Source organism: Inquilinus sp. 2KB_23 (assembly GCF_052115705.1).
GTDB classification, from domain to species: Bacteria; Pseudomonadota; Alphaproteobacteria; order DSM-16000; family Inquilinaceae; genus Inquilinus; species Inquilinus ginsengisoli_A.
In genome coordinates, this window is record NZ_JBFRHF010000033.1 from 1 (window position 1) to 21039 (window position 21039).

At 69.6% G+C, this 21039-nt stretch carries 22 protein-coding genes; 16 read left to right on the top strand and 6 right to left on the bottom strand.

Annotated elements, in window-relative coordinates; translation table 11 throughout:
* Both AB4112_RS31180 and fghA read left to right on the top strand, forming a co-directional pair.
* Window positions 1–452: zinc-binding dehydrogenase (locus AB4112_RS31180; RefSeq protein ID WP_441725462.1), on the top strand; the 452-nt coding region annotated here is incomplete at its 5' end.
* Window positions 452–1300, top strand: a complete 849-nt coding sequence (gene fghA, locus AB4112_RS31185) for an S-formylglutathione hydrolase (protein ID WP_309794858.1) — start codon at window positions 452–454, stop codon at window positions 1298–1300. The genes AB4112_RS31180 and fghA, both read left to right, overlap by 1 nt.
* 7 nt (window positions 1301–1307) lie before the next feature.
* On the opposite strand, the gene AB4112_RS31190 is transcribed toward fghA, so the two are convergent.
* Window positions 1308–2084, bottom strand: coding sequence for an MBL fold metallo-hydrolase (locus AB4112_RS31190; RefSeq protein ID WP_309794859.1), 777 nt, complete (start codon window positions 2082–2084; stop codon window positions 1308–1310).
* 192 nt (window positions 2085–2276) lie between these two features.
* On the opposite strand from AB4112_RS31190, the gene AB4112_RS31195 reads away from it, so the two are divergent.
* Both AB4112_RS31195 and AB4112_RS31200 read left to right on the top strand, forming a co-directional pair.
* Window positions 2277–3365: a Gfo/Idh/MocA family protein gene (locus tag AB4112_RS31195; protein WP_309794860.1), complete on the top strand. Its 1089-nt coding sequence runs from the start codon at window positions 2277–2279 to the stop codon at window positions 3363–3365.
* A 41-nt stretch (window positions 3366–3406) separates the two neighbouring features.
* Window positions 3407–3988, top strand: a complete 582-nt coding sequence (locus tag AB4112_RS31200) for a gluconokinase (RefSeq protein ID WP_309794861.1) — start codon at window positions 3407–3409, stop codon at window positions 3986–3988.
* A gap of 1 nt (window position 3989) precedes the next feature.
* On the opposite strand, the gene AB4112_RS31205 is transcribed toward AB4112_RS31200, so the two are convergent.
* Window positions 3990–4898, bottom strand: coding sequence for a LysR family transcriptional regulator (locus tag AB4112_RS31205; protein WP_309794862.1), 909 nt, complete (start codon window positions 4896–4898; stop codon window positions 3990–3992).
* 94 nt (window positions 4899–4992) lie between these two features.
* Here AB4112_RS31205 and AB4112_RS31210 point away from each other — a divergent pair, with 94 nt between their 5' ends.
* The 9 genes from AB4112_RS31210 (at window position 4993) to msrP (ending at window position 14468) form a co-directional block, all read left to right on the top strand.
* A complete protein-coding gene (locus AB4112_RS31210; RefSeq protein WP_309794863.1) occupies window positions 4993–6003 on the top strand; it encodes a zinc-dependent alcohol dehydrogenase family protein in 1011 nt (336 codons plus the stop codon).
* A 112-nt stretch (window positions 6004–6115) separates the two neighbouring features.
* Window positions 6116–6832, top strand: coding sequence for a hypothetical protein (locus AB4112_RS31215; RefSeq protein ID WP_309794864.1), 717 nt, complete (start codon window positions 6116–6118; stop codon window positions 6830–6832).
* Between the two features lie 118 nt (window positions 6833–6950).
* Window positions 6951–7838, top strand: a complete 888-nt coding sequence (locus tag AB4112_RS31220) for an N-acetylmuramic acid 6-phosphate etherase (protein ID WP_309794865.1) — start codon at window positions 6951–6953, stop codon at window positions 7836–7838.
* A 74-nt stretch (window positions 7839–7912) separates the two neighbouring features.
* Entirely contained in the window at window positions 7913–9175 is a 1263-nt protein-coding gene (locus AB4112_RS31225) for an ABC transporter substrate-binding protein (RefSeq protein WP_309794866.1), read from the top strand.
* A gap of 109 nt (window positions 9176–9284) precedes the next feature.
* The gene (locus AB4112_RS31230; protein WP_309794867.1) at window positions 9285–10247 is read left to right on the top strand and encodes a carbohydrate ABC transporter permease; all 963 of its coding nucleotides are present in this window, start codon (window positions 9285–9287) and stop codon (window positions 10245–10247) included.
* Between the two features lie 3 nt (window positions 10248–10250).
* Window positions 10251–11090, top strand: a complete 840-nt coding sequence (locus tag AB4112_RS31235) for a carbohydrate ABC transporter permease (protein ID WP_309794868.1) — start codon at window positions 10251–10253, stop codon at window positions 11088–11090.
* 123 nt (window positions 11091–11213) lie between these two features.
* Window positions 11214–12416 carry a pyridoxal phosphate-dependent aminotransferase gene (locus tag AB4112_RS31240; RefSeq protein ID WP_309794869.1) on the top strand — a complete coding sequence of 401 codons (1203 nt, stop codon included), beginning with the start codon at window positions 11214–11216 and terminating at the stop codon, window positions 12414–12416.
* A 62-nt stretch (window positions 12417–12478) separates the two neighbouring features.
* Complete coding sequence (locus AB4112_RS31245) at window positions 12479–13402, top strand: ketopantoate reductase family protein (RefSeq protein ID WP_309794870.1); 924 nt, start codon at window positions 12479–12481, stop codon at window positions 13400–13402.
* A gap of 73 nt (window positions 13403–13475) precedes the next feature.
* A complete protein-coding gene (msrP, locus tag AB4112_RS31250; RefSeq protein WP_441725474.1) occupies window positions 13476–14468 on the top strand; it encodes a protein-methionine-sulfoxide reductase catalytic subunit MsrP in 993 nt (330 codons plus the stop codon).
* Between the two features lie 437 nt (window positions 14469–14905).
* Here msrP and AB4112_RS31255 read toward each other — a convergent pair whose 3' ends face one another.
* The 3 genes from AB4112_RS31255 to AB4112_RS31265 all read right to left on the bottom strand — a co-directional run bounded on the left by AB4112_RS31255 (window position 14906) and on the right by AB4112_RS31265 (window position 18099).
* A complete protein-coding gene (locus tag AB4112_RS31255; RefSeq protein WP_309794871.1) occupies window positions 14906–15796 on the bottom strand; it encodes a LysR family transcriptional regulator in 891 nt (296 codons plus the stop codon).
* Between the two features lie 317 nt (window positions 15797–16113).
* On the bottom strand, window positions 16114–17022 hold the full coding sequence (gene trxB, locus AB4112_RS31260) for a thioredoxin-disulfide reductase (protein ID WP_441725477.1): 909 nt from the start codon (window positions 17020–17022) through the stop codon (window positions 16114–16116).
* Window positions 17023–17130: 108 nt separating this feature from the next.
* Window positions 17131–18099, bottom strand: coding sequence for a mitochondrial fission ELM1 family protein (locus AB4112_RS31265; protein ID WP_441725479.1), 969 nt, complete (start codon window positions 18097–18099; stop codon window positions 17131–17133).
* A 101-nt stretch (window positions 18100–18200) separates the two neighbouring features.
* Here AB4112_RS31265 and AB4112_RS31270 point away from each other — a divergent pair, with 101 nt between their 5' ends.
* Complete coding sequence (locus tag AB4112_RS31270) at window positions 18201–18701, top strand: Lrp/AsnC family transcriptional regulator (protein WP_309794874.1); 501 nt, start codon at window positions 18201–18203, stop codon at window positions 18699–18701.
* A 43-nt stretch (window positions 18702–18744) separates the two neighbouring features.
* Here AB4112_RS31270 and AB4112_RS31275 read toward each other — a convergent pair whose 3' ends face one another.
* Complete coding sequence (locus AB4112_RS31275; RefSeq protein ID WP_309794875.1) at window positions 18745–19695, bottom strand: LysR substrate-binding domain-containing protein; 951 nt, start codon at window positions 19693–19695, stop codon at window positions 18745–18747.
* A 103-nt stretch (window positions 19696–19798) separates the two neighbouring features.
* Here AB4112_RS31275 and hemH point away from each other — a divergent pair, with 103 nt between their 5' ends.
* Both hemH and AB4112_RS31285 read left to right on the top strand, forming a co-directional pair.
* Complete coding sequence (gene hemH, locus AB4112_RS31280; RefSeq protein ID WP_441725484.1) at window positions 19799–20809, top strand: ferrochelatase; 1011 nt, start codon at window positions 19799–19801, stop codon at window positions 20807–20809.
* Window positions 20809–20991, top strand: a complete 183-nt coding sequence (locus AB4112_RS31285; protein ID WP_441725487.1) for a hypothetical protein — start codon at window positions 20809–20811, stop codon at window positions 20989–20991. The genes hemH and AB4112_RS31285 overlap by 1 nt, the downstream gene beginning before the upstream one ends.
* The last annotated feature ends 48 nt before the right edge of the window (window positions 20992–21039 follow it).

The following is a 21039-nucleotide window of genomic DNA, read 5'->3' on the forward strand; positions in this document are numbered from 1 at the left end:
GGGGCGAGCGCTTCGGCATGACCCATTTCGTGAACCCGAGCGAGGTCGAGGGCGACCTGGTGCCGTATCTGGTGAACCTGACCAAGCGTGGGGCGGACCAGATCGGCGGCGCGGACTACACCTTCGACTGCACCGGCAACACCAAGGTGATGCGGGCGGCACTGGAAGCGTCCCACCGCGGCTGGGGCCAGAGCATCGTGATCGGCGTGGCCGGGGCGGGGCAGGAGATTTCGACGCGGCCGTTCCAGCTGGTGACCGGACGGGTGTGGAAGGGCTCGGCCTTCGGCGGCGCCCGGGGCCGGACCGATGTGCCGAAGATCGTCGACTGGTACATGTCGGGCAAGATCGAGATCGACGCGATGATCACCCACAAGCTGCCGCTGGAGCGGATCAACGAAGGCTTCGACCTGATGCATGAGGGCAAGTCGATCCGTACCGTGGTCGAATTCTGATGACCGCGCCCGTCCTTCGCAGCAAGCACCGCGCCTTCGAGGGTGAGGTCGGCTTCTACAGCCACGCCTCGTCCGAGATCGGCGGCGAGATGCGGTTCTCGGTGTTCGTGCCGCCGCAGGCGGCCGAACGCCCGGTGCCGGTGCTGGTCTACCTCGCGGGGCTGACCTGCACCGAAGAAACCTTCATGACCAAGGCCGGCGCCCTGGGCCATGCCGCCGAATTCGGGCTGATGCTGGTGGCGCCGGACACCAGCCCGCGCGACCGGAGGTATCCCGGCGACGACGCGTCCTGGGATTTCGGGCTGGGCGCCGGCTTCTACCTCGACGCGACGGCGGCGCCGTGGCGGGACGGCTACCGGATGCACGCCTATGTGACGCGCGAGCTGCCGGAGCTGATCGGCCGGCACTTCCCGGCGCGGCGTTCGGCGATGGGCATCTTCGGCCATTCCATGGGCGGGCACGGGGCGCTTGTGGCGGCGCTGCGCAACCCCGGCCTGTACCGGTCGGTGTCGGCCTTCGCGCCGATCGCGGCGCCGTCGCAATGTCCCTGGGGGCAGAAGGCGTTCGGCAACTATCTCGGCCCCGACCAGGCCGCCTGGGCGGAATGGGACGCGACCGCGCTGGTGGAGCAGGGGGCCCGCTGCCCGGAGCTGCTGATCGACCAGGGCGAGGCCGACCAGTTCCTGGCGCGCGAGCTGCACCCGCATCTGCTGGAGGCGGCCTGCAAGGCCGGGGGCCAGCCCCTGACCCTGCGCCGCCATGCCGGCTACGACCACGGCTACTACTTCATCTCCAGCTTCATCGCCGACCACATCCGCCACCACGCCGGCACGCTGAATCGCGGCTGAGGCGGCCCTACAGTGGGAACCGCACCGGCTGGCCCCGTTCCAGGGCGGTCAGCCGGGACGCCACGCCGAGCGTGGCGAAGGACGCGGCAAGGTCTGCTGCGCTTTCCTTGAAATGGAACCAGCCTTCGTTGTGGATGGCGACGATGGCCGCCTGCGGGAAGGCGGCCGCCGCCTCCAGGGCGTCATTGCTGCCCATGGTCATGCGGAACCGGCCCCGCGGTTCCGCGGCACCGGTGAACAGCATCACCACCTTGGGCGCGAAGCGGCGCGCCACCTCGGCCATCCCCTCGTACCAGACGGTGTCGCCGGTGATGTAGATCGCATCGCCGGGCTCCTGGACGCCCAGCAGGAAGCCGACGACGTCGCCGGAGATCGGCTCGATGCCAACCGGGCCGTGGCGCGCCGGGGCGGCGGTGACGAACAGCCGCTCCGCATCCTTGCCCTCCAACACCTGGGTTTCGAACGGGGCGAGGCCCAGCGCATTGCCCCCCAGTCGTTCCGCCCCGGCGCGGGTGGTGTAGGTCGTGCCGACGCTCGGCAGCATGGCGCGCCCGCTGCTGTCGAGATTGTCCAGATGGTGGTCGTGGCTCAGCAGCACCGCGTCCAGCGCTCCGATCTCCTGGACCGACAGGGCGGGGCCGGAGGTCTTCTCGAACCGGACCGGTGTCTCCCGGTACAGGCCCGGCGGGTCGAAGGTCGGGTCGGTCAGCAGGCGCAGGCCGCCGATCTCGACAAGGGCGGTCGGGCCGCCGATCAGGGTGATCGTCAGGGTCGATGGGGGCATGGCGCGGGATCCTTTGCGAAGTCCGACCCGTTGCAGATGGGCGGTCCTGCCCCGCGATGGAATACCCATAATGTCAGACCTAATGGGCGCCAATCCTCTTGCCATCGGCGGGGCGGCTGACCGACATTCGGATCGCGCCGGCCGCCCCTTCCGCGCGGCCCGGCCCCTCGGCCCACGACCAGGAGTTTCCCCATGACCGATCCGGTGCGCGTCCTCGTCGTCGGGGTCGGCCATATGGGCTTGTCCCATGCCCTGGCCTATCACCGGCTGGACGGGTTCGAGATCGTCGGCCTGGTCGCCCGCTCGATCGCCAAGGCCGACCTGCCGGCAGAGCTGGTGGACTATCCGCGCTTCGCCGACTACGCCGCGGCCCTGGCCGAGACCCGGCCGGACGCGGTGTCGATCAACACCTATTCCGACACCCATGCGGAGTTCGCGCTGAAGGCGCTGGACGCCGGCGCCCATGTCTTCATGGAAAAGCCGATCGCGACCACGGTCGAGGATGCCGAGCGCATCGTCGCCCGGGCGAAGGAAACCAACCGCAAGCTGGTGATCGGCTACATCCTGCGGGTCCACCCGTCCTGGGTGAAGTTCATCGAGGTGGCGAAGACCCTGGGCAAGCCGCTGGTGATGCGGATGAATTTGAACCAGCAGAGCTCCGGCCCATCCTGGACCTGGCACCAGAACCTGCTGCAGTCGCTGTCGCCGATCGTCGATTGCGGCGTCCACTATGTCGACGTGATGTGCCAGATGACCGGGGCCCGGCCGGTGCGGGTGCACGGCATCGGCGCCCGCCTGTCCGACGCCGTCGAGATCCACAATTACGGCCATCTCCATGTCGTCTTCGACGACGGCTCGGTCGGCTGGTACGAGGCCGGCTGGGGCCCGATGATGAGCGAGGTGGCCTATTTCGTGAAGGACGTGGTCGGGCCGAAGGGCAGCGTCTCGATCGTGGTGCCGCAGGACGGGCAGGGCGAGGCCAAGACCGACGCGATCTCCGATTCCGCCGACATCGACCGCCACACCAAGACCAACGCGCTGAAGGTCCATTCCGCCGCGATCGACGGGAACAACCATTTCGTCGAGAAGGACCGCTGGATCACCATGGCGGACGAACCCGGCCACCAGGAGCTGTGCGACCGCGAGCAGGAGCTGTTCCTGCGCGCGATCCGCGAGGATCTCGACCTGACCGATTCGATGCAGGCGGCGATCGACAGCCTGCGCATCGTGCTGGCGGCGGATGAGAGCTTCCGCACCGGCGAGGTCGTCAAGCTCGCCTGACCGGACCGCAGCACCCGGACCGAAACGAGAGGAGACGCGGCATGGCCGCCGACAGGCCCGATCCCGAATCGCGGGGCTCCGGCCACGCCATCCCGCCCGGCGTGGCCATCGTCATGGGCGTCTCGGGCTCGGGCAAGACCACGATCGGCAAGCAGCTGGCGCGCCGCATGGGCGGCATCTTCGCCGATGCCGACAGCTTCCACCCGCCGGCCAACATCGAGAAGATGAAGGCCGGCCACCCGCTGACCGACGCGGATCGCTGGCCCTGGCTCGACGCCATGGCGGAACAGATCACGCGCTGGCTGGCCGAAGGGCAGCCGGCGGTGCTGGCCTGCTCCGCGCTCAAGCGGGTCTATCGCGACCGGCTGGTCGCCGGCCGGCCGCAGGTCGCCTTCCTCTACCTCTCGGGGTCCGAGGCGGTGATCGCCACACGCCTCGCCAACCGCCGGGGCCATTTCATGCCGCCGGCACTGCTGCGCAGCCAGTTCGAGACGCTGGAGCCGCCGGGGCCGGACGAGCGGGTGGTGACGGTCGACATCCGCCACCCGCCGCGCCGGATCATCGACATTGCGACCCGCCGTTTCGGCCTGCCGCCGCAGCAGCCCAAGCCGCCGGCCGGGTGACCTAGCCCGCCTGGGTCAGGGGCACCACCGCCGGCGCCAGCCTCTGCCGCAGCGTCTCCTCGAGATGGTCGACCGCGCGGTCCAGCCGGCCGAGATGCGGCGCCCGCACTACGCTGACGGTAAAGTCGGAGCGGAAGCCCGGCACGTCGATGCGGCGCAGCTCGTCGCGCGCGGTGTAGCGGCGCGACGGCAGCACGCCCAGGCCGAAGCCGCTGCGGATCAGCGCCTGCTGCATCGCCACGTCATGGACCTCGGCCGAGATCCGCAGCGTCAGCCCTTCGCGGGCGAAGATCGCTTCCAGCAGGGTGCGGACGTCGCAGGAATCGCCGGGGCTGACCACCCAGTCGCAGGCGGCGAGGTCGGCCAGCGACGGCCGGCGCGGCAGGGTCAGGCTGCGGGCGCCGACCACCACCAGCTGCTCCTGCCCCACCACGCGGCCGGGATAGGGGGCCGCGTGCTTCTGCATCATCACCACCGCCGCGTCCAGCCGGCCGCGGTCCAAATCGGCCAGCAGCGTCGCCGCCTGGCCGCCGATCAGCCGCAGCGACAGCCGGGGATAGCGCTGGCGCAGCTCGCGCATCAGCGCCGCGAAATCGGCTTCGGCGAAGGCGTGCAGCACGCCGACGCCCAGGCGCAGGGCCCCTTCCGGTTCGGCGCCGTTGCCGGCGCTGGTCTTCAGCTCCTCCATCGCCGCCAGGATGGCGCGGCAGCGGTCAAGCGCGGCGAGTCCCGCCGGGGTCAGCCGCGGCGGCTTCACCCGCCGGTCCAGCAGGGTGACGCCGAGATGCTGCTCCAGCCGCTGGATCTGCCGGGTGACGGCCGGCTGGGTCAGCGGCAGCCGCTCCGCCACCCGCTGGATCGACCCGGTCTCGGCCAGCAGCACGAAGGCGCGCATCTCGTCCAACATCATGCCGATCCGTCATGAAGTTTCTGAAAACAATGAATTTGAAGACTAGCCGATGGCGGGCGATCTCTCCAGCGGGATCACTTCCGGGAGAGATGAGATGAAGGCGTTCGTGATCGAAGAGGGTTCGGGCCTCGACCGGCTGGCGCTGGTGGAGCGGCCGGTGCCGGAGCCGCGGCGCGGCGAGGTGGTGCTGCGGATGCGCGCCGCGTCCCTGAACTACCGCGACCTGGAGATCGTGCGCGGCACCTACCACGCCGGATTTGCGCTGCCGATGGTGCCGCTGTCCGACGGCGTCGGCGAGGTCGTGGCGGTCGGCGAGGGCGTCACCCGCGTCGCGGTCGGCGACCGGGTGGCCTCGACCTTCTGGCAGGGCTGGATCGCCGGCGATTTCGAGGGCATCGAACGGGCGGTGCCGCTGGGCGGGCCGGGCCCCGGCGTACTGGCGGAATATGTCCGGCTCGACGCCGAGGGCGTGACCCGGGTTCCGGACCACCTGACCGACGCCGAGGCGGCGACGCTGCCCTGCGCCGCCCTGACCGCCTGGACCTCGCTGGTCGCGGAGGGCGGGCTGAAGCCCGGCGACACGGTGCTGGTACAGGGCACCGGCGGGGTCGCGATCTTCGCCCTGCAATTCGCGGTCGCGGCCGGCGCCTGCGCCATCGTCACCTCGTCCAGCGACGCGAAGCTGGAGCAGGCAAGGGCGCTCGGCGCCACCGGCACGGTGAACTACCGCACCACGCCGGACTGGCACCTCGCGGTGCGCGAGCTGACCGGCGGCCGCGGTGTCGACCATGTCATCGAGGTCGGCGGCCCCGGCACCTTCGCGCGCTCGCTGGCGGCGATCCGCACCGGCGGCCAGATCAACGTCATCGGCTATCTCGGCGGCAAGTCAACCGAGATCAATCCGATGGAGATCCTGTTCCGCCGGGCCCGGATCCGCGGCATCCCGGTCGGGTCGCGCGACAGCTTCGAGGCGATGAACCGGGCGGTCGCGGCGACCGGGTTGCGGCCGGTGATCGACCGCGGCTTCGCCTGGACCGAGGCGCCGACGGCGCTGCGGCACCTCGAATCGGCGCAGCACTTTGGCAAGGTGGTGCTGACATTCTAGCAGGCCCAGCGCAGCCAAGCGAAAATTGTCACAATTCAAGGGGTTGGCAGGCGCGGCTGAATGACTACTCTCAAGGGGCACCAGCCATTCCCCGGAGAGAGTGAGCCCGCCGATGCCGCGGTCCCGCCGCCCCTTTCTGCTGCCTCTTGCCGTCCTCGCCGCCCTGGCGGCGACACCGGGCGCCCACGCCTGGTCCGACCGCGACTTCGGCGTGGTCACCGGCCAGCGCGACATCCGCGGCGCCGGCTCGGTCGGGGCGGCGCTGCAGTCGCAGGTTCCGGGCTTCATCGCCCGGACCGGCGTCACCTTCGACATCCCGGCCGATCCCAATCCCGGATTCGCATCGCATTGGGACCGGCTGGAGACGTCCCGGCGCACCGCCGCCGGCAAGGCGGAGGCGAGCGTCACCCTGTCGCGGCTGCCCTGGTTCGTGCCGTTCTGGCAGTCGGCCAGGGTCGAGGCCAGCTTCGACCCGCAGGCCGCGGAGGGCGCCGGGCAGGTGGCGGCAGTGCTGTCCCGCGCCTGGTCGCTGGTCGGCCTCTCCGGCTCGGTGGAAGACCGCTATGCCGTGATGCAGGACGGGCTGCTCGGGCCGCAGGCGCCGGTGACGCACTGGGAGATCGGTCGCAGCACCCGGCTGCAACTGCCCTGGGGGTCCACCGCGCTGCTGTTCGGCAGCCAGTTCTCCAGCACCGACCGGCTGCTGACCGGCAGCGTCGGCGTGGAGCAGACCCTGTTCGGGCCGCTGCAGCTCAACGCCTCGTTCATCGACCTCGGCACCGCGCAGCCCGGCGCCCGGATCTCGGCAGGCTTCAAGCTCAGCTGGTAGGCCCGCGCAGCCCCGTTCTGGCGTCGGCATGACGACCGGTCTTGCGCCCGGCAGGCAAAGCTGGAAGACTGTGGTCTAGACCACTCACGTCCAACCGCTCAGCCACCGAACGGACCGCATGGGAACCGAAACCGCGTCACGCCGCTACAGGGGCATCGACACCTGGGAGGATGCGGAGATCCTCGACGCGCTGCTCGAATCCCAGCTCGCCGCGGTGGCGGCGGTGCGGCCGGCCCTGCCGGCCCTGGCGGCGGCGGCGGCCGATGCGGCGCCCCGGCTGGGGCGCGGCGGCCGGCTGGTCTATGCCGGCGCCGGCGCTTCCGGCCGAATCGCGGCGCAGGACGGGTCCGAACTGTTCCCGACCTTCGGCCACCCGCATGACCGCCTGGAATACCTCATCGCCGGCGGCACCGGGGCGCTGACCCGGTCGGTCGAGAACGCCGAGGACGACGCCGATGCCGGCCGGGCCGAGGCCGAGGCGCTGCGCCTGGGCGCCGATGACGTCGTGGTCGGCGTCGCCGCCAGCGGCGGCACCCCCTACACCCGCGCCGTGCTGCAGGCCGCGTCTCGCGCCGGCGCCCTGACCATCGCCGTCGCCTCCAATCCCGGCGCGCCGATCTTCGGCGACGCCGCCCATGTGATCCTGGCCGCGACGGGGGAGGAGCCGATCGCCGGTTCCACCCGGCTGAAGGCCGGCACCGCCCAGAAGGTGGTGCTGAACCTGTTCTCGACGCTGGTGATGACCCGGCTGGGCCATGTCTATGACGGGCTGATGGTCGACATGCAGCCGACCAACGCCAAGCTGAACGACCGGTCGGTGCGCATGCTGCGCGCCATCGTGCCGGTCGACGAGACGGCGGCCCGGGCGGCGCTGGCGGCGGCGGGGAACAACGTCAAGCTGGCGGCGCTGGTGGCGTCGGGCGACAGCGCCGAGGACGGGCGCCGGCGCCTGGCCGGGGCCGGCGGCGATCTGCGCCGCGCCCTGGCGGCGATCCAACGACAATAGGGATACCGGGCGCCGCGGGGCCGTCCCGCCGCCCGTGTGCACGGCGAAACGCCGAACAGAGGAGGCAGGTTCATATGTCTTATTCATTTATCCGCGGCGCGTTCCTGGCCGGGGCGGCGCTCGTCGCCCTCGCGGGCCAGGCGGTGGCCGCCGACGTCACGCTGACGATCGAAAGCTGGCGCAACGACGACCTGAAGATCTGGCAGGACACCATCATCCCGGCCTTCGAGAAGACCCATCCCGGGATCAAGGTGGTGTTCGCGCCCTCGACGCCGACCGAATACAACGCCGCGCTCAACGCCAAGCTCGACGGCGGCACCGCCGGCGACCTGATCACCTGCCGGCCGTTCGACGCCTCGCTGGCGCTGTTCCAGAAGGGCTACCTGGCCCCGGTCACCGACCTGAAGGGCATGGACACCTTCTCCGACGTGGCCAAGAGCGCCTGGATCACCGATGACGCCAAGACGCTGTTCTGCGTGCCGATGGCCTCGGTCATCCACGGCTACCTCTACAACAAGGACATCTTCGCGGCCGAAGGCCTGACCGTTCCGAAGACCGAGGCCGAGTTCTTCGCCCTGCTCGACAAGATCAAGGCCAAGGGCGAGGTCGCGCCGCTCGACATCGGCACCAAGGACCAGTGGGAGGCCGCGACCATGGGCTTCCAGAACATCGGTCCGAACCTGTGGAAGGGCGAGGAAGGCCGCAAGGCGCTGATCGCCGGCACCCAGAAGTTCACCGACAAGCCCTATGTCGAGGCGTTCGAGGAACTGGCGAAGTGGCGTCCGTACCTGCCGGACGGCTACCAGGCCCAGGCCTATCCGGACAGCCAGAACCTGTTCACCCTCGGCCGCGCCGCGATCTACCCGGCCGGGTCCTGGGACATCGCCGCCTTCAACGCCCAGGCCGACTTCAAGATGGGCGCGTTCCCGCCGCCGGTCGAGAAGGCCGGCGACAAGTGCTACATCAGCGATCACACCGACATCGCGCTCGGCATGAACGCCAAGACCAAGAATCCGGAAGCGACCAAGGCGTTCCTGGAATGGGTGGCGACGGCCGAATTCGCCGACATCTACTCCAACGCCCTGCCGGGCTTCTTCTCGCTGTCGAACCACCCGGTCACCATCAAGGACCCGGTGGCGGCGGAGTTCGTCAGCTGGCGCAAGCTGTGCGAGCCGTCGATCCGCAACTCGTACCAGATCCTGTCGCGCGGCACGCCGAACCTGGAGAACGAGCTGTGGAACGTCTCCGCCCAGGTGCTGAACGGCACGCTGACGCCGCAGCAGGCGGCCGAGCAGGTCCAGAAGGGCCTCGACTCCTGGTACAAGCCGGCCAAGTAGGCTGACCACCGGCGCAGGGCGCGGTCCGGGTTTTCCGGGCTGCGCCCTGGCGCTTATCCGGGCCGCCGATCATGCTGTCGGATCGCCCGCTTTCCCATAGACTGTTCCCATGGCCAGCACCCAGACCGTCGTCATTCCCCGCGCCCAGATCGCGGGCCGCCGGGGCCGCTTCCCCTGGCACATCGTCGTCTTCCTGGCGCCCGCGTCGCTGATCTACACTATATTCATGGTGTACCCGCTGCTCGACAGCATCCGGCTCAGCCTGTTCGTGCAAGATGAGAGCGGGGTGCGGCACTACGCCGGGCTGGCCAACTACGCGGCGCTGTTCTTCGACCCGCAATGGGCCGACCGGTTCTGGAACGCGCTGCTCAACAATTTCCTGTTCTTCGCCGTGCACATGCTGGTGCAGAACCCGATCGCGATCGGGCTGGCGGCCCTGCTGTCGCTGCCGCGGCTGCGCTTCACCAACACGTACCGGACGCTGATGTTCACCCCGACGCTGCTGTCGGTGGTGATCATCGGCTTCATCTGGAAGCTGATCCTGTCGCCGACCTGGGGCGTCGCCAAGTCGATGCTCGGCACGGTGGGCCTGGGCTCGCTCTTCGCCCCCTGGCTGGGGCAGGAGCAGAGCGCGCTGCTCACCCTGGCGCTGGTGTCGGTGTGGCAATGGGTCGGCATGCCGCTGCTGCTGACCTACGCCGCGCTGCTGAACATCCCGGAGAGCCTGACCGAAGCGGCGCGGGTCGACGGCGCCAGCCAGATGACGATCTTCTGGCGCATCAAGCTGCCGCTGATCTGGCCGACCATCGGCATGGTCTCGATCCTGACCTTTGTCGGCAACTTCAACGCCTTCGACCTGATCTACGTCGCCCAGGGCGCGCTGGCCGGGCCGAACTTCGCGACCGACATCCTCGGCACCTTCTTCTACCGCACCTTCTTCGGCTTCCAGCTGCAGCTGGGCGACCCGACCATGGGCGCCGCGGTGGCGACGGTGATGTTCGGGATCATCCTGGCCGGCGTGATGACCTACTTCTACATCGTGCAGCGCCGGCTGCAGCGCTACGAGCTCTGACCCATGGCCAACCGCACTTCCCCCGTCTCGGCCGCCGCGATCCATGCGGTGCTGCTCGGCTACACCATCATCGCGCTGTTCCCGATCGTGCTGGTGCTGTTCAACGCCTTCAAGTCGCGCAAGGCGATCTTCAGCCAGCCGCTGATGCCGCCGACCGCGGACAGCTTCAGCCTGATCGGCTTCGACACGGTGCTGACCCGGTCGAATTTCGGGCTCTATTTCGGCAACAGCCTGACCGTGACGCTGGTGACGCTGTTCCTGGTGGTGTTCCTCGGCGCCATGGCCGCCTGGGCGCTGTCGGAATACAGCTTCCGCGGCAGCGCCACGCTGGCGGTCTACCTCGCCATCGGCATCATGATCCCGATCCGGCTGGGTACCGTCTCGATCCTGCAGCTGGTGGTGTGGCTCGGCCTCAACGACACGGTGTGGTCGCTGATCCTGGTCTACACCGCCATGGGCCTGCCGCTGTCGATCTTCATCCTGTCGGAGTTCATGCGCCAGATCCCGTCCGAGCTGAAGGATTCGGCGCGCTGCGACGGGGTTGGCGAATACCGCATCTTCTTCCGGATCATCCTGCCGCTGGTGCGGCCGGCGCTGGCGACCGTCGCCGTCTTCACCATGGTGCCGATCTGGAACGATTTGTGGTTCCCGCTGATCCTGGCGCCGAGCGAAGGCGCCCGGACCATCACCCTCGGGGTGCAGCAATTCGTCGGCCAGTACGTCACCGACTGGAACGCGGTGCTGGCCTCGCTGACCCTGGCGATCATCCCGGTGCTGGTGCTCTACGCCTTCTTCTCGCGCCAGCTGATCTCCGGCCTGACCTCGGGCGCGGTGAAGGGGTAGGGCGGAGCCCCTCCGCGCCCGGCGCGGGCGCGGTGACGAATTTTCGCAGGGCTGGCGGCTTGTCGGCGGGGGCAGGGCGGGGCTACCGTCGCCGGCTTTCCTCATTTCCCGGGATCCGGAACCATGGCCTTCCTCGCCGCCTCGCTCGCCCGCGTCAAGCCGTCGCCGACCATCGCCGTCACCACCAAGGCGGCCGAGCTGAAGGCGGCCGGCCGCGACGTCATCGGCCTCGGCGCCGGTGAGCCGGATTTCGACACGCCCGACAACATCAAGCAGGCCGCGATCGCCGCGATCCAGTCCGGCAAGACCAAATACACCGCGGTCGACGGTACGCCGGAGCTGAAGAAGGCGATCGCCGCCAAGTTCCTGCGCGAGAACGGCCTGACATACGAGACCAGTCAGATCACCGTCGGCACCGGCGGCAAGCAGGTGCTGTACAACGCGCTGCTGGCGACGCTGAACCCGGGCGACGAGGTGGTGATCCCGGCGCCCTACTGGGTCAGCTATCCCGACATGGTGCTGCTGTGCGGCGGCACCCCGGTGCCGGTGACCTGCCCGCCGGAGAAGAGCTTCAAGCTGCAGCCGGCCGACCTCGAGGCCGCGATCACGCCGAAGACCAAGTGGCTGATCCTGAACTCGCCGTCGAACCCGACCGGCTCGGCCTACAGCTTCGCCGAGATGAAGGCGCTGACCGACGTGCTGCTGCGCCACCCGCATGTGCATGTGCTGACCGACGACATGTACGAGCACCTGGTCTATGACGGCTTCACCTTCGTCACCCCGGCCCAGGTCGAGCCCAAGCTGTACGACCGCACCCTGACCCTGAACGGCGTGTCCAAGGCCTATTGCATGACCGGCTGGCGCATCGGCTACGCCGCCGGCCGGCCGGACCTGATCAAGGCCATCGCCAAGGTGCAGAGCCAGTCGACCTCGAACCCGTCCTCGATCAGCCAGGCGGCGGCGGTCGAGGCGCTGAACGGCCCGCAGGATTTCATCCCGCGCCACAACGAGGTGTTCAAGCAGCGCCGCGACCTGGTGGTGTCGATGCTGAACCAGGCCTCCGGCATCACCTGCCACCGGCCGGAGGGCGCGTTCTACGTCTTCCCGTCCTGCGCCGGCACCATCGGCAAGCAGACCCCGGACGGCAAGGTGATCGAGACCGACGAAGATTTCGTCACATACCTCCTGGAATCCGAGGGCGTGGCGGTGGTGCAGGGCTCGGCCTTCGGGCTGGCGCCGTTCTTCCGCATCTCCTACGCCACCGCCACCGAGTCGCTGCACGAGGCCTGCATCCGCATCCAACGCGCCAGCGCCGCGCTGCGGTAGCATCAAGTCCTGTCGGTCGGGTGCGCCGAGGCGAACCCGGCCGACGGCAGGAGAGATCGACCATGCGCATCGCGATCATCGGGGCCGGGGGCGTCGGGGCCGTGTTCGGTGCGGCGCTGCAGCAGGCGGGGGCGGAGGTCGCCTTCGTCGCCCGCGGGGCGCATCTCCAGGCGCTGCAGACCCGGGGCCTGACCATCCGCGACCAGGCCGGCGCGACCCTGTCGACGGGCGCGGTGACCGCGGTCGACGACCCAGCCGCGATCGGCCCGGTCGATCTCGTCATCCTCACCGTCAAGCTGTGGGACCTCGCCGCGGCGGCCGCCGCGATCCGGCCGCTGATCGGGCCGGCCACGCTGGTGCTGCCGCTGCAGAACGGGGTCGAGGCCGCCGACATCATCGCCGCCGCCCTGCCGGGGCCGGAGGTGCTGGGCGGCGTCGCCTATGTCTCCGCGCGGATCGAGGCGCCCGGCGTGATCCGCCAGACCGGGACGATGCGCAGCCTGGCCTTCGGCCATCGCAATGGCAGCGCCGGCGAGACGGTCCGGGCGCTCGACGCGTTGTGCCGTGCCGCCGGCATCAAGGGCGGCGCCAGCGACCGGATCGAGGCGGTGCTGTGGGAGAAGCTGACCTTCCTGGCGTCGGTGGCCGGCGTCGGGTCGGCGACACGCCAGCCGATCGGGGTGATGCGGGCGGTGCCCGAGACCCGGGCGCTGCTGGCCGCCGCCTTCGCCGAGATCGTGGCCGTCGGCCGGGCGCGCGGCGTGGCGCTGGCCGCGGACCTCGCCGAGCGCACCATGGCGACCGTCGACGGGCTGCCGGAGGTGACGCGGAGTTCGATGCAGCAGGATCTCGAGGCCGGCGGGCGGCTGGAACTGCCCTGGCTGTCCGGCGCGGTGGTGCGGCTGGGCGCCGCGGCCGGCGTCCCGACCCCGGCGCATGCGGCTTTGCTGGGCGTCCTGGCGCCCTATGTCGAGGGGCGGCGGTAACAACGGCCCCTCCTGCTGCGAACTAGATGGTGAGACCATGCGGTCTCGTCGCTCAGGACCGGTGGAAGGAAGCATGCCGATGTTGATCAAGCGCAATCCAGGCTGGCGGTTGCCGGAGAGCCAGACGACGCCGGAAGCGGTCTATCTCGACCGGCGGCGCCTGCTGCAGGCGATGGGCTTCGGCGCCGGGCTGCTGGCCACCACCGGGCTGGCAACGACCGCGGTAATGAGGCCGCATCCGGCCCTTGCCGCCGACGCGCCGGACCCGACCGCGGACCTCTATCCGGCCAAGCAGAACCCGCGCTACACGCTCGACCGCGCGCTGACGCCGGAGAAGGACGTCACCACCTACAACAACTTCTACGAGTTCGGCTCGGACAAGGACATCTGGGAGGCGGCGCAGGCGCTGCAGATCCGGCCCTGGACGGTGAAGTTCGAGGGCATGGTCGAGCAGGAGCGGGAGGTCGACATCGACACCTTGATCCGCGCCATGCCGCTGGAGGAGCGGCTGTACCGCCACCGCTGCGTCGAGGCCTGGTCGATGGCGGTGCCGTGGACCGGTTTCCCGCTGAAGGCGCTGATCGACTACGCCAAGCCGACCGGCTCGGCAAAGTATGTGCGCATGGAAACCTTCCAGAACGACACGGCGCCCGGTTTCGCCCAGACGTTCTACCCCTGGCCCTATGTCGAGGGCCTGACCATGGCCGAGGCCACCAACGAGCTGGCCTTCATGGTCACCGGCCTCTACGGCAAGCCGGTGGCGAAGCAGGACGGCGCGCCGCTGCGGCTGGTGACTCCCTGGAAATACGGCTTCAAATCGATCAAGAGCATCATCCGCATCAGCTTCACCGACGAGCGGCCGGTGAGCTTCTGGGAGCAGCTGCAGAGCAGCGAGTACGGCTTCTGGGCGAATGTGAACCCCCAGGTGCCACACCCGCGCTGGAGCCAGGCGATGGAGCGGGTGCTGGGCACCGGCGACCGGGTGCCGACCCTGCTCTACAACGGCTACGGCGAATATGTCGCCGACCTCTACAAGGGGCTGGAAAGCGAGCGCCTGTACACCTGAGGTCCAGCCCCCGCGGCCGGGGCGGTTTCGGCGGGCGGCATGCGGCACCGGCATGCCGTCTGCAGGTGTTTCCGGATTCTGCACAAAAAAAGGGCCGGAAACATGTTCCGGCCCGAGTCAAACAGGGAGGCTTCACGTCTGGGAGACGCAAGGAGCCGGCAGAGCCGGACCCTTGTTCTTGCTGCGCTGCAGCACGAACGCTCCTAAGATAGGCATTCTGTGAGCGATTGGTAACCAGTTTCTACCAATGCTTTTATGCGCGCTTTGCATAGCTCGTTCTGGGCGGCGCAGACCCCAGCAAATCCGCCATTTATCCGTGGGGTTTTGCACAGATTTCAGGCGTTTGCCGTCTTTTTCTCATCCCAAGGGCCTAGGAAAACGCGCGCGGCTGCCTATGCGCGGCTTGCAGGCCTCGCGACGCAGCCGGGCGGCAGGGGTCAGAACTTGCTTTCGGCGACCTTGCGGACGAGGAAGTCGCGGAACACCGAGATGCGCTTGGAGTGACGCAGCTCCTCGGCATAGACGAAATAGGCCTCGGTGGTCGGCCCGGTAACCTCCGGCAGCACCCGCACCACGTTCAGGGTCGGGTCGACCATGAAGTCGGGCAGGGCGGCAAGGCCCAGGCCGCTGCGCACGGCGCGGTAGATCGCGTACTGGTTGTTCACCCTGAGCGCGATCCGGCGGCCGCCCTGCGGCGGGCTGCCGACATGGGCCAGCCAGTTGATGTCGGCGATCGGGCCGCGCGCATCCTCGCCATAGATGATGATCGAGTGCTTGTTCAGGTCATCCAGCGTCTGCGGGATGCCGTTGCGCTTGAGATAGTCGACCGACCCGAAGATGTGGATCTTCACGGTCATCAGGTGGCGTTGGATCAGGTCCGGCTGGCGCGGCGGGGTCATGCGGATGGCCACGTCGGCCTCGCGCATGCCCAAATCCAGCTCCTCGTCGTCGATCAGCACCGACAGGTCGATGTCCGGGAAGGCGGTCAGGAACTCGCGCACCCGCGGCGTCAGCCAGGTCGAGCCGAAGGCGACGGTGGTGGTGATCTTCAGCGGCCCGCGCGCATGGTCCTTGCTCTCGCTCAGCTGCGCTTCGGTCATCGACAGCTTGGCGAAGACCTCCCGCGCGGTGCGGAACAGCAGTTCCCCCTGCTCGGTCAGGATCAGGCCGCGCGCATGCCGGTGGAACAGCGGAACCTTGAGGCTCTCCTCGAGGGCGCTGATCTGGCGGCTGACCGCCGATTGGCTGAGGTTCAGCTTCTCGCCGGCATGGGTGAAGCTGCCCGCGTCAGCGACGGCGTGGAAAACGCGCAGCTTGTCCCAGTCCATGCTTAGACACCCGTTCGTTTCTTGCGCGGGCGACAAGGGCGGGATGGTCGATATACCAGCGCTCGGCGTCGCGCCTGCGAATCACACTATATGCACTATGAGGGCCACCCCCGACCCAACGCAAGCGAAGCTTGGTCGCGGCGGGAACAATTGTTTCGCCAACGCCCGGGGGGACGCCACCCCCTTCGCCGTCGCGCCTATGAAAAAGGGGCGGTGAAAATCGGGACCGTCGAAGGGGGCGGGGCCGCAAGAACGCCTTCGACCAATCTCCCGTCATCCCCGCGCAAGCGGGGATCTCATGACGACTTGAGCGGACGTCATTCCCGCTGTCCCATGCCGGCGGCGGTCACCGCCTGGCGGTAGACCCGGTCCTTGACGTCGCCGGCGGCGAACACGCCCGGGATGTCGGTCGCGGTCGAATCCGGTGCGGTCCGGATGTAGCCGTCGGCATCCATCGCGACATGGCCCCTGAACACCGCGGTCGCCGGGTCATGGCCGATGGCGACGAACACGCCGTCGGCCGGCAGCAGGGTCTCGGCCCCGTCGCGGCTGTCGCGCAGGCGCAGGCCGGTCACCGTCTCCGGCGTGCCGGCGCCGACGATCTCCTCGACCACATGGTTCCACACCACCTCGACCTTGGGGTGGGCGAACAGCCGGTCCTGCAGGATGCGCTCGGCGCGCAGCTGGTCACGACGGTGCACCAGCGTCACCTTGGTGGCGTGGTTGGTCAGGTACAGCGCCTCCTCGACCGCGGAGTTGCCGCCGCCGATCACCGCGACCTCCTTGCCGCGGAAGAAGAAGCCGTCGCAGGTGGCGCAGGCCGAGACGCCGCGGCCCTGGAAGTGCTGCTCGCTCGGCAGGCCCATCCAGCGCGCCTGGGCGCCGGTGGCGATGATCACGGAATCGGCCTCATAGACCGCGCCGGAATCGGCGGTGCAGACGAAGGGCCGGCGCGAGAAGTCGACCTGGGTGATCAGGTCGAACTCCAGCCGCGTGCCGCAATGCTTGGCCTGGGCCTCCATCTGCTCCATCAGCCAGGGGCCTTGGACGACGTCGGCGAAGCCCGGGTAGTTCTCGACATCGGTGGTGATCGTCAACTGCCCGCCGGGCTGCAGCCCCTGCACCAGGATCGGCTCCAGATTGGCGCGGGCGGCGTAGATCGCGGCGGTGTAGCCGGCCGGGCCGGAACCGATGATCAGGACCTTGGTGCGATGGGTGGCCGGCATGGCAGATCATCCGCTGCGGAAAGGGGTCACCGATAGATAAACACCGGGGGAAGCCACGGCAAGGCGGCGCTGGCCAGGGGTGCGCCCTGGGCACGGGGGACGGCGTGGTCAGGCCGGTCCGAACAGCGCCCGCACCCGGGCCGCCGCCTGCGCGGTGTCGTTCAGCGGCGGATAGGTCCACTGCTCCAGCCGGCCGGCGAAGGGGCGGGTAACGCCCTCGGCCGCCAGCGCGTCCTGGAAACGGCGGTGCTTGGGTGCCAGCTCGGCCCAGGGCACGACCAGGACGGGCTTGCCGGTGGTCGCCGCCTCCGAGGTCATGTTGACGCTGTCGATGGTGACGATCACGGCATCGGCCAGGGCCAGGAAGCCGAAATAGGGGTTGGGGCCTTCGCCGTCCCAGATCCAGGCGGGCAACCCGTCCAGCGCCGCCCGCAGCGCCGCGACCTCGCCCGGCGGGGTGCGGCGGCTGGTGGTGACCATCAGCCCGGTGCCGGCCCGCGCCAGCTCGGCCAGCTGTCCGGCGAGTCGGGCCAGGGCGCCGGCCGGCACCGCCACCGACTTGCTGCTGCCGCCGATCAGCACCGCGGCGCGCGGTCGCGGCAGATGGTCCAGGCGCGGACCCCATTCCGCCGCCGCCGCCGCGAGACGGGCCGGGGTGACCAGGTTCAGCGCGCCATGGGTGGCGAAGACGTTGGGACCGGTCAGGCCGTCATGGCGCGGCGTCACGATCAGATCGAATCGCCGCGGGTTGACGCCGGGACGAAATATTTGCACAAGGCGCGTCCGATGACCGCTGGCGCGCTTCACCGCGAGGGCCGGGAACACGCTCTGCCGGCCGGCTGCGATCAGCAGGTCGGGCCAGGGCGGGCCTTTCAGTCCGAAGCCGGCGACGGATCGAACGGGATCGAGGAACCGATGCCAGCCATGGCGCGCGTCGAGTCGGAAGACCTCCGGGACGGCGCCGACCGCTTCGGCCAGTCCGAGGCACTGGTTCTCGTTCGCCGGACGGCCGTCGGACACCACCCAGACCCCCAGGGACTCGATGTCGCCTTCCCCTTTGCGGGGCGTCGCGCTCATCGTGCCGCAGCCCCGCCGGAACGCAGGAATGCACTTGCGCCAAGCGAAAGTCCGGCAATATCCTTGCGCGTAATCACGGAAGACCTTTCATGAGAGAACCTATGCGCCGTGTGAAGCTCGACCGCATCGACCGACGTATCCTTCGCGACCTCCAGGACGACGGCCGGATGACCAACGTCGAGCTGGCGCGTCGTGCCGGCATCTCCGCCCCGCCCTGCCTGCGCCGGGTCCGGGCGCTGGAGGAGGCGCACTACATCCGCGGTTACCATGCCGACATCAACCCGGAGGCGCTGGGATTCGGGGTCACGGTGTTCGCCCAGGTCGGGCTGACCAGCCAGGCCGAGGCCGATCTGCGCAAGTTCGAGGAGCTGGTGGGCAGCTGGCCGCTGGTGCGCGAATGCCACATGCTGGCGGGCGAGACCGACTTCCTGCTGAAGATCGTGGCCGAGGATTGGGACAGCTACCAGCGCTTCCTCACCACCCAGCTGACCTCGGCGCCGAACGTCAACCACGTCAAATCGGCGCTGGCGATCCGCACCGGCAAGCTGCTGCCGGGCGTGCCGATCGAGGTCGAGGTCAAGGACCATCATCGCGAGGACTGAGCCCCGAGGCTTCGGGAGCTGAGTATCGGAACGGGGGCCGGCGTCATGCCGCGCCCCCGTTTTTCATGGGCGTTTCGCGCGCCATCGCCGTGGTCCCGGGCGGCGGGTGGCCCAGCAGGCACTGGCGCAGCGACTCGAACTGCTCGGCCCGCGGGTCGCTCTGTCGCCAGGCCAGCCCGACGGCGCGGCCGGGCGGCGGCCCGTCGAAGCCGGCATAGGAGACCAGGCCGCCGACGCTGGCCTCGCCCAGCGTGGCCAGGCGCGGGAACAGGCTGTAGCCGGCGCCGGCCGCGATCATCTGGCGCAGCGTCTCCAGGCTGGTGCTGTGCCGCCGCCCGCCGCCGGCGCCCAGCGTGCCGCACATCTCCAGCGCCTGGTCGCGCAGGCAGTGCCCGTCCTCCAGCAGCAGCAGGCCGTCGCGCGGCAGGTCGCCGATGCGGGCGGCGCCGTCGGCCGCGATCGGCCGCTCCGCCGGCTGGGCCAGGACGAAGGGCTCGAAGAACAGCGGCGCGGTGGCGATCTGCGGGTCGGCCACCGGCAACGAGAGGAACACCAGATCCAGCGCGCCATGCCGCAGCGCCTCGACCAGCTGGTAGGTGCGGCCCTCATTCAGGATCAGCTCCAGCCGCGGGAAGGCCTCGCGCAGCGGCCGCAGCATGTGCGGGAACAGGTAGGGGCCCAGCGTCTCGATCGCCCCGACCGACAGCGGGCCGGACAGCGGGGCGTCCAGCTCCTGCGCCAGCGCCATCAGCCGTCGCGCCTCCAGCAGCACGCGCCGGGCCTGGGCCAGGATGGCGTCGCCCTTGGCGGTGACCAGCACGGTCTTGCCGCGCTCGAACACGGCCAGGCCCAGCGTCTCCTCCAGCTTGCGGATCTGCATGCTCAGCGCCGGCTGGCTGACGCCGCAGCGCTCCGCCGCCTGGCCGAAATGGCGGAGGTCGGCGACGGCGACGAGGTATTCGAGATCGCGGAGGGACAGGCCGGAGAGGGTCATGACTCCAATGTAGGATAAGCAACGCCTATCTTCTACATAGAGTCGATCGATTGGATCTTATCGGCTTGGTCGGCGAGGCTGGGGTCAACGCCAGGAGCCAGCCATGCCCTCCATCGCCAGACCCGCCCTCGTCGCCCGCCGTCGCCGCATCGCCCTGGTGCTGCTGCAGATCGGCGGGCCGGACCGGCTCGACGCCGTCGGCCCGTTCCTGCGCAACTTCTTCTCCGACCCCGAGATCATCCGCCTGCCGGGCCTGCTGCGGGCGGCCGTGGCGCGCTGGATCGCCCATCGCCGCACCCCGGTGGCGCGCGAGATCTACCGCCAGCTCGGGGGCGCCTCGCCGATCCTGCTGCAGACCCGGGCTCAGGGCCGGGCGGTGGCGGCGCAGCTGCGCGACCTCGGCGAGGTCCGGCCCTTCGTGGCGATGCGCTACTGGCACCCCTTCGCGGCGGAGACGGCCGAGTCGATCCGCGCCTGGCAGCCGGACGAGATCGTGCTGCTGCCGCTGTATCCGCAGTATTCGACCACCACCACCCGCTCGGCGCTGGCCGACTGGGACGCGGCGGCGCGACGTGCGGGGCTGGTGGCGCCGACCCGCCGCATCGGCGCCGCGCCGGCCGATTCCGGCTTCATCGCCGCCCAGGCCGAGCTGATCCGCCGCGCCTGGCCTGGGGATGGCGGCCGGCACCGGCTGCTGTTCACCGCCCACGGCCTGCCGCTGTCGATCGTCCAGGCCGGGGATCCCTATCCCGATCATGTCCGGGTCTCGGCCGAGGCGGTGGTCGCGGCGCTCGGCATCCCCGACCTCGACTGGCGCATCGCCTTCCAGAGCCGGGTGACGCCGCAGGCATGGCTGACCCCGGACACCGAGCACGAGGTGAAGCAGGCCGGGCAGGATCGCATCGGCCTGGTGCTGGTGCCGATCGCCTTCGTCTCCGAACATTCCGAGACGCTGGTCGAACTCGACCGCGAGTACCGGGCGGTGGCCGACGCCGCCGGGGTGCCCTCCTTCATCCGCGTGCCCACCGTCGGTATCCATCCGGCCTATGTCGCCGGGCTGGCGGCCCAGGTGCGGCGCGCGCTCGCCACCGACCTGCTGCAGGAGGCCGCGTAATGCGCCCGACCTTGAACGCGCTGATGGCCGATCTCGCCCGCCACGATGCCCGCCTGACCCTCGAGGACGGCCGGGTCGGGGTTCAGGGCGACCTGCCGGCCGATCTGCTGCTGCGGCTTCACCGCCATCGCCGCCAGCTGCTGACGCTGGTGGAGCGGGGCAATCACTTATCGCACCGATAAGAACGATCGAATTCCTTTATCAGCCGATCCCCTCGACTATCCCTTCAT

What these genes read in the sequence shown, in the direction of transcription:
- AB4112_RS31245 (WP_309794870.1), top strand. Translation starts at nt 12,479, where the DNA reads ATGCGCATCGCGATCATCGGGGCCGGGGGCGTCGGGGCCGTGTTCGGT.
- AB4112_RS31235 (WP_309794868.1), top strand. Translation starts at nt 10,251, where the DNA reads ATGGCCAACCGCACTTCCCCCGTCTCGGCCGCCGCGATCCATGCGGTG.
- AB4112_RS31215 (WP_309794864.1), top strand. Translation starts at nt 6,116, where the DNA reads ATGCCGCGGTCCCGCCGCCCCTTTCTGCTGCCTCTTGCCGTCCTCGCC.
- AB4112_RS31265 (WP_441725479.1), bottom strand. Translation starts at nt 18,099, where the DNA reads ATGAGCGCGACGCCCCGCAAAGGGGAAGGCGACATCGAGTCCCTGGGG.
- AB4112_RS31190 (WP_309794859.1), bottom strand. Translation starts at nt 2,084, where the DNA reads ATGCCCCCATCGACCCTGACGATCACCCTGATCGGCGGCCCGACCGCC.
- AB4112_RS31230 (WP_309794867.1), top strand. Translation starts at nt 9,285, where the DNA reads ATGGCCAGCACCCAGACCGTCGTCATTCCCCGCGCCCAGATCGCGGGC.
- hemH (WP_441725484.1), top strand. Translation starts at nt 19,799, where the DNA reads ATGCCCTCCATCGCCAGACCCGCCCTCGTCGCCCGCCGTCGCCGCATC.
- fghA (WP_309794858.1), top strand. Translation starts at nt 452, where the DNA reads ATGACCGCGCCCGTCCTTCGCAGCAAGCACCGCGCCTTCGAGGGTGAG.
- AB4112_RS31255 (WP_309794871.1), bottom strand. Translation starts at nt 15,796, where the DNA reads ATGGACTGGGACAAGCTGCGCGTTTTCCACGCCGTCGCTGACGCGGGC.
- trxB (WP_441725477.1), bottom strand. Translation starts at nt 17,022, where the DNA reads ATGCCGGCCACCCATCGCACCAAGGTCCTGATCATCGGTTCCGGCCCG.
- AB4112_RS31210 (WP_309794863.1), top strand. Translation starts at nt 4,993, where the DNA reads ATGAAGGCGTTCGTGATCGAAGAGGGTTCGGGCCTCGACCGGCTGGCG.
- msrP (WP_441725474.1), top strand. Translation starts at nt 13,476, where the DNA reads ATGCCGATGTTGATCAAGCGCAATCCAGGCTGGCGGTTGCCGGAGAGC.
- AB4112_RS31240 (WP_309794869.1), top strand. Translation starts at nt 11,214, where the DNA reads ATGGCCTTCCTCGCCGCCTCGCTCGCCCGCGTCAAGCCGTCGCCGACC.
- AB4112_RS31205 (WP_309794862.1), bottom strand. Translation starts at nt 4,898, where the DNA reads ATGATGTTGGACGAGATGCGCGCCTTCGTGCTGCTGGCCGAGACCGGG.
- AB4112_RS31195 (WP_309794860.1), top strand. Translation starts at nt 2,277, where the DNA reads ATGACCGATCCGGTGCGCGTCCTCGTCGTCGGGGTCGGCCATATGGGC.
- AB4112_RS31285 (WP_441725487.1), top strand. Translation starts at nt 20,809, where the DNA reads ATGCGCCCGACCTTGAACGCGCTGATGGCCGATCTCGCCCGCCACGAT.
- AB4112_RS31220 (WP_309794865.1), top strand. Translation starts at nt 6,951, where the DNA reads ATGGGAACCGAAACCGCGTCACGCCGCTACAGGGGCATCGACACCTGG.
- AB4112_RS31270 (WP_309794874.1), top strand. Translation starts at nt 18,201, where the DNA reads ATGCGCCGTGTGAAGCTCGACCGCATCGACCGACGTATCCTTCGCGAC.
- AB4112_RS31275 (WP_309794875.1), bottom strand. Translation starts at nt 19,695, where the DNA reads ATGACCCTCTCCGGCCTGTCCCTCCGCGATCTCGAATACCTCGTCGCC.
- AB4112_RS31200 (WP_309794861.1), top strand. Translation starts at nt 3,407, where the DNA reads ATGGCCGCCGACAGGCCCGATCCCGAATCGCGGGGCTCCGGCCACGCC.
- AB4112_RS31225 (WP_309794866.1), top strand. Translation starts at nt 7,913, where the DNA reads ATGTCTTATTCATTTATCCGCGGCGCGTTCCTGGCCGGGGCGGCGCTC.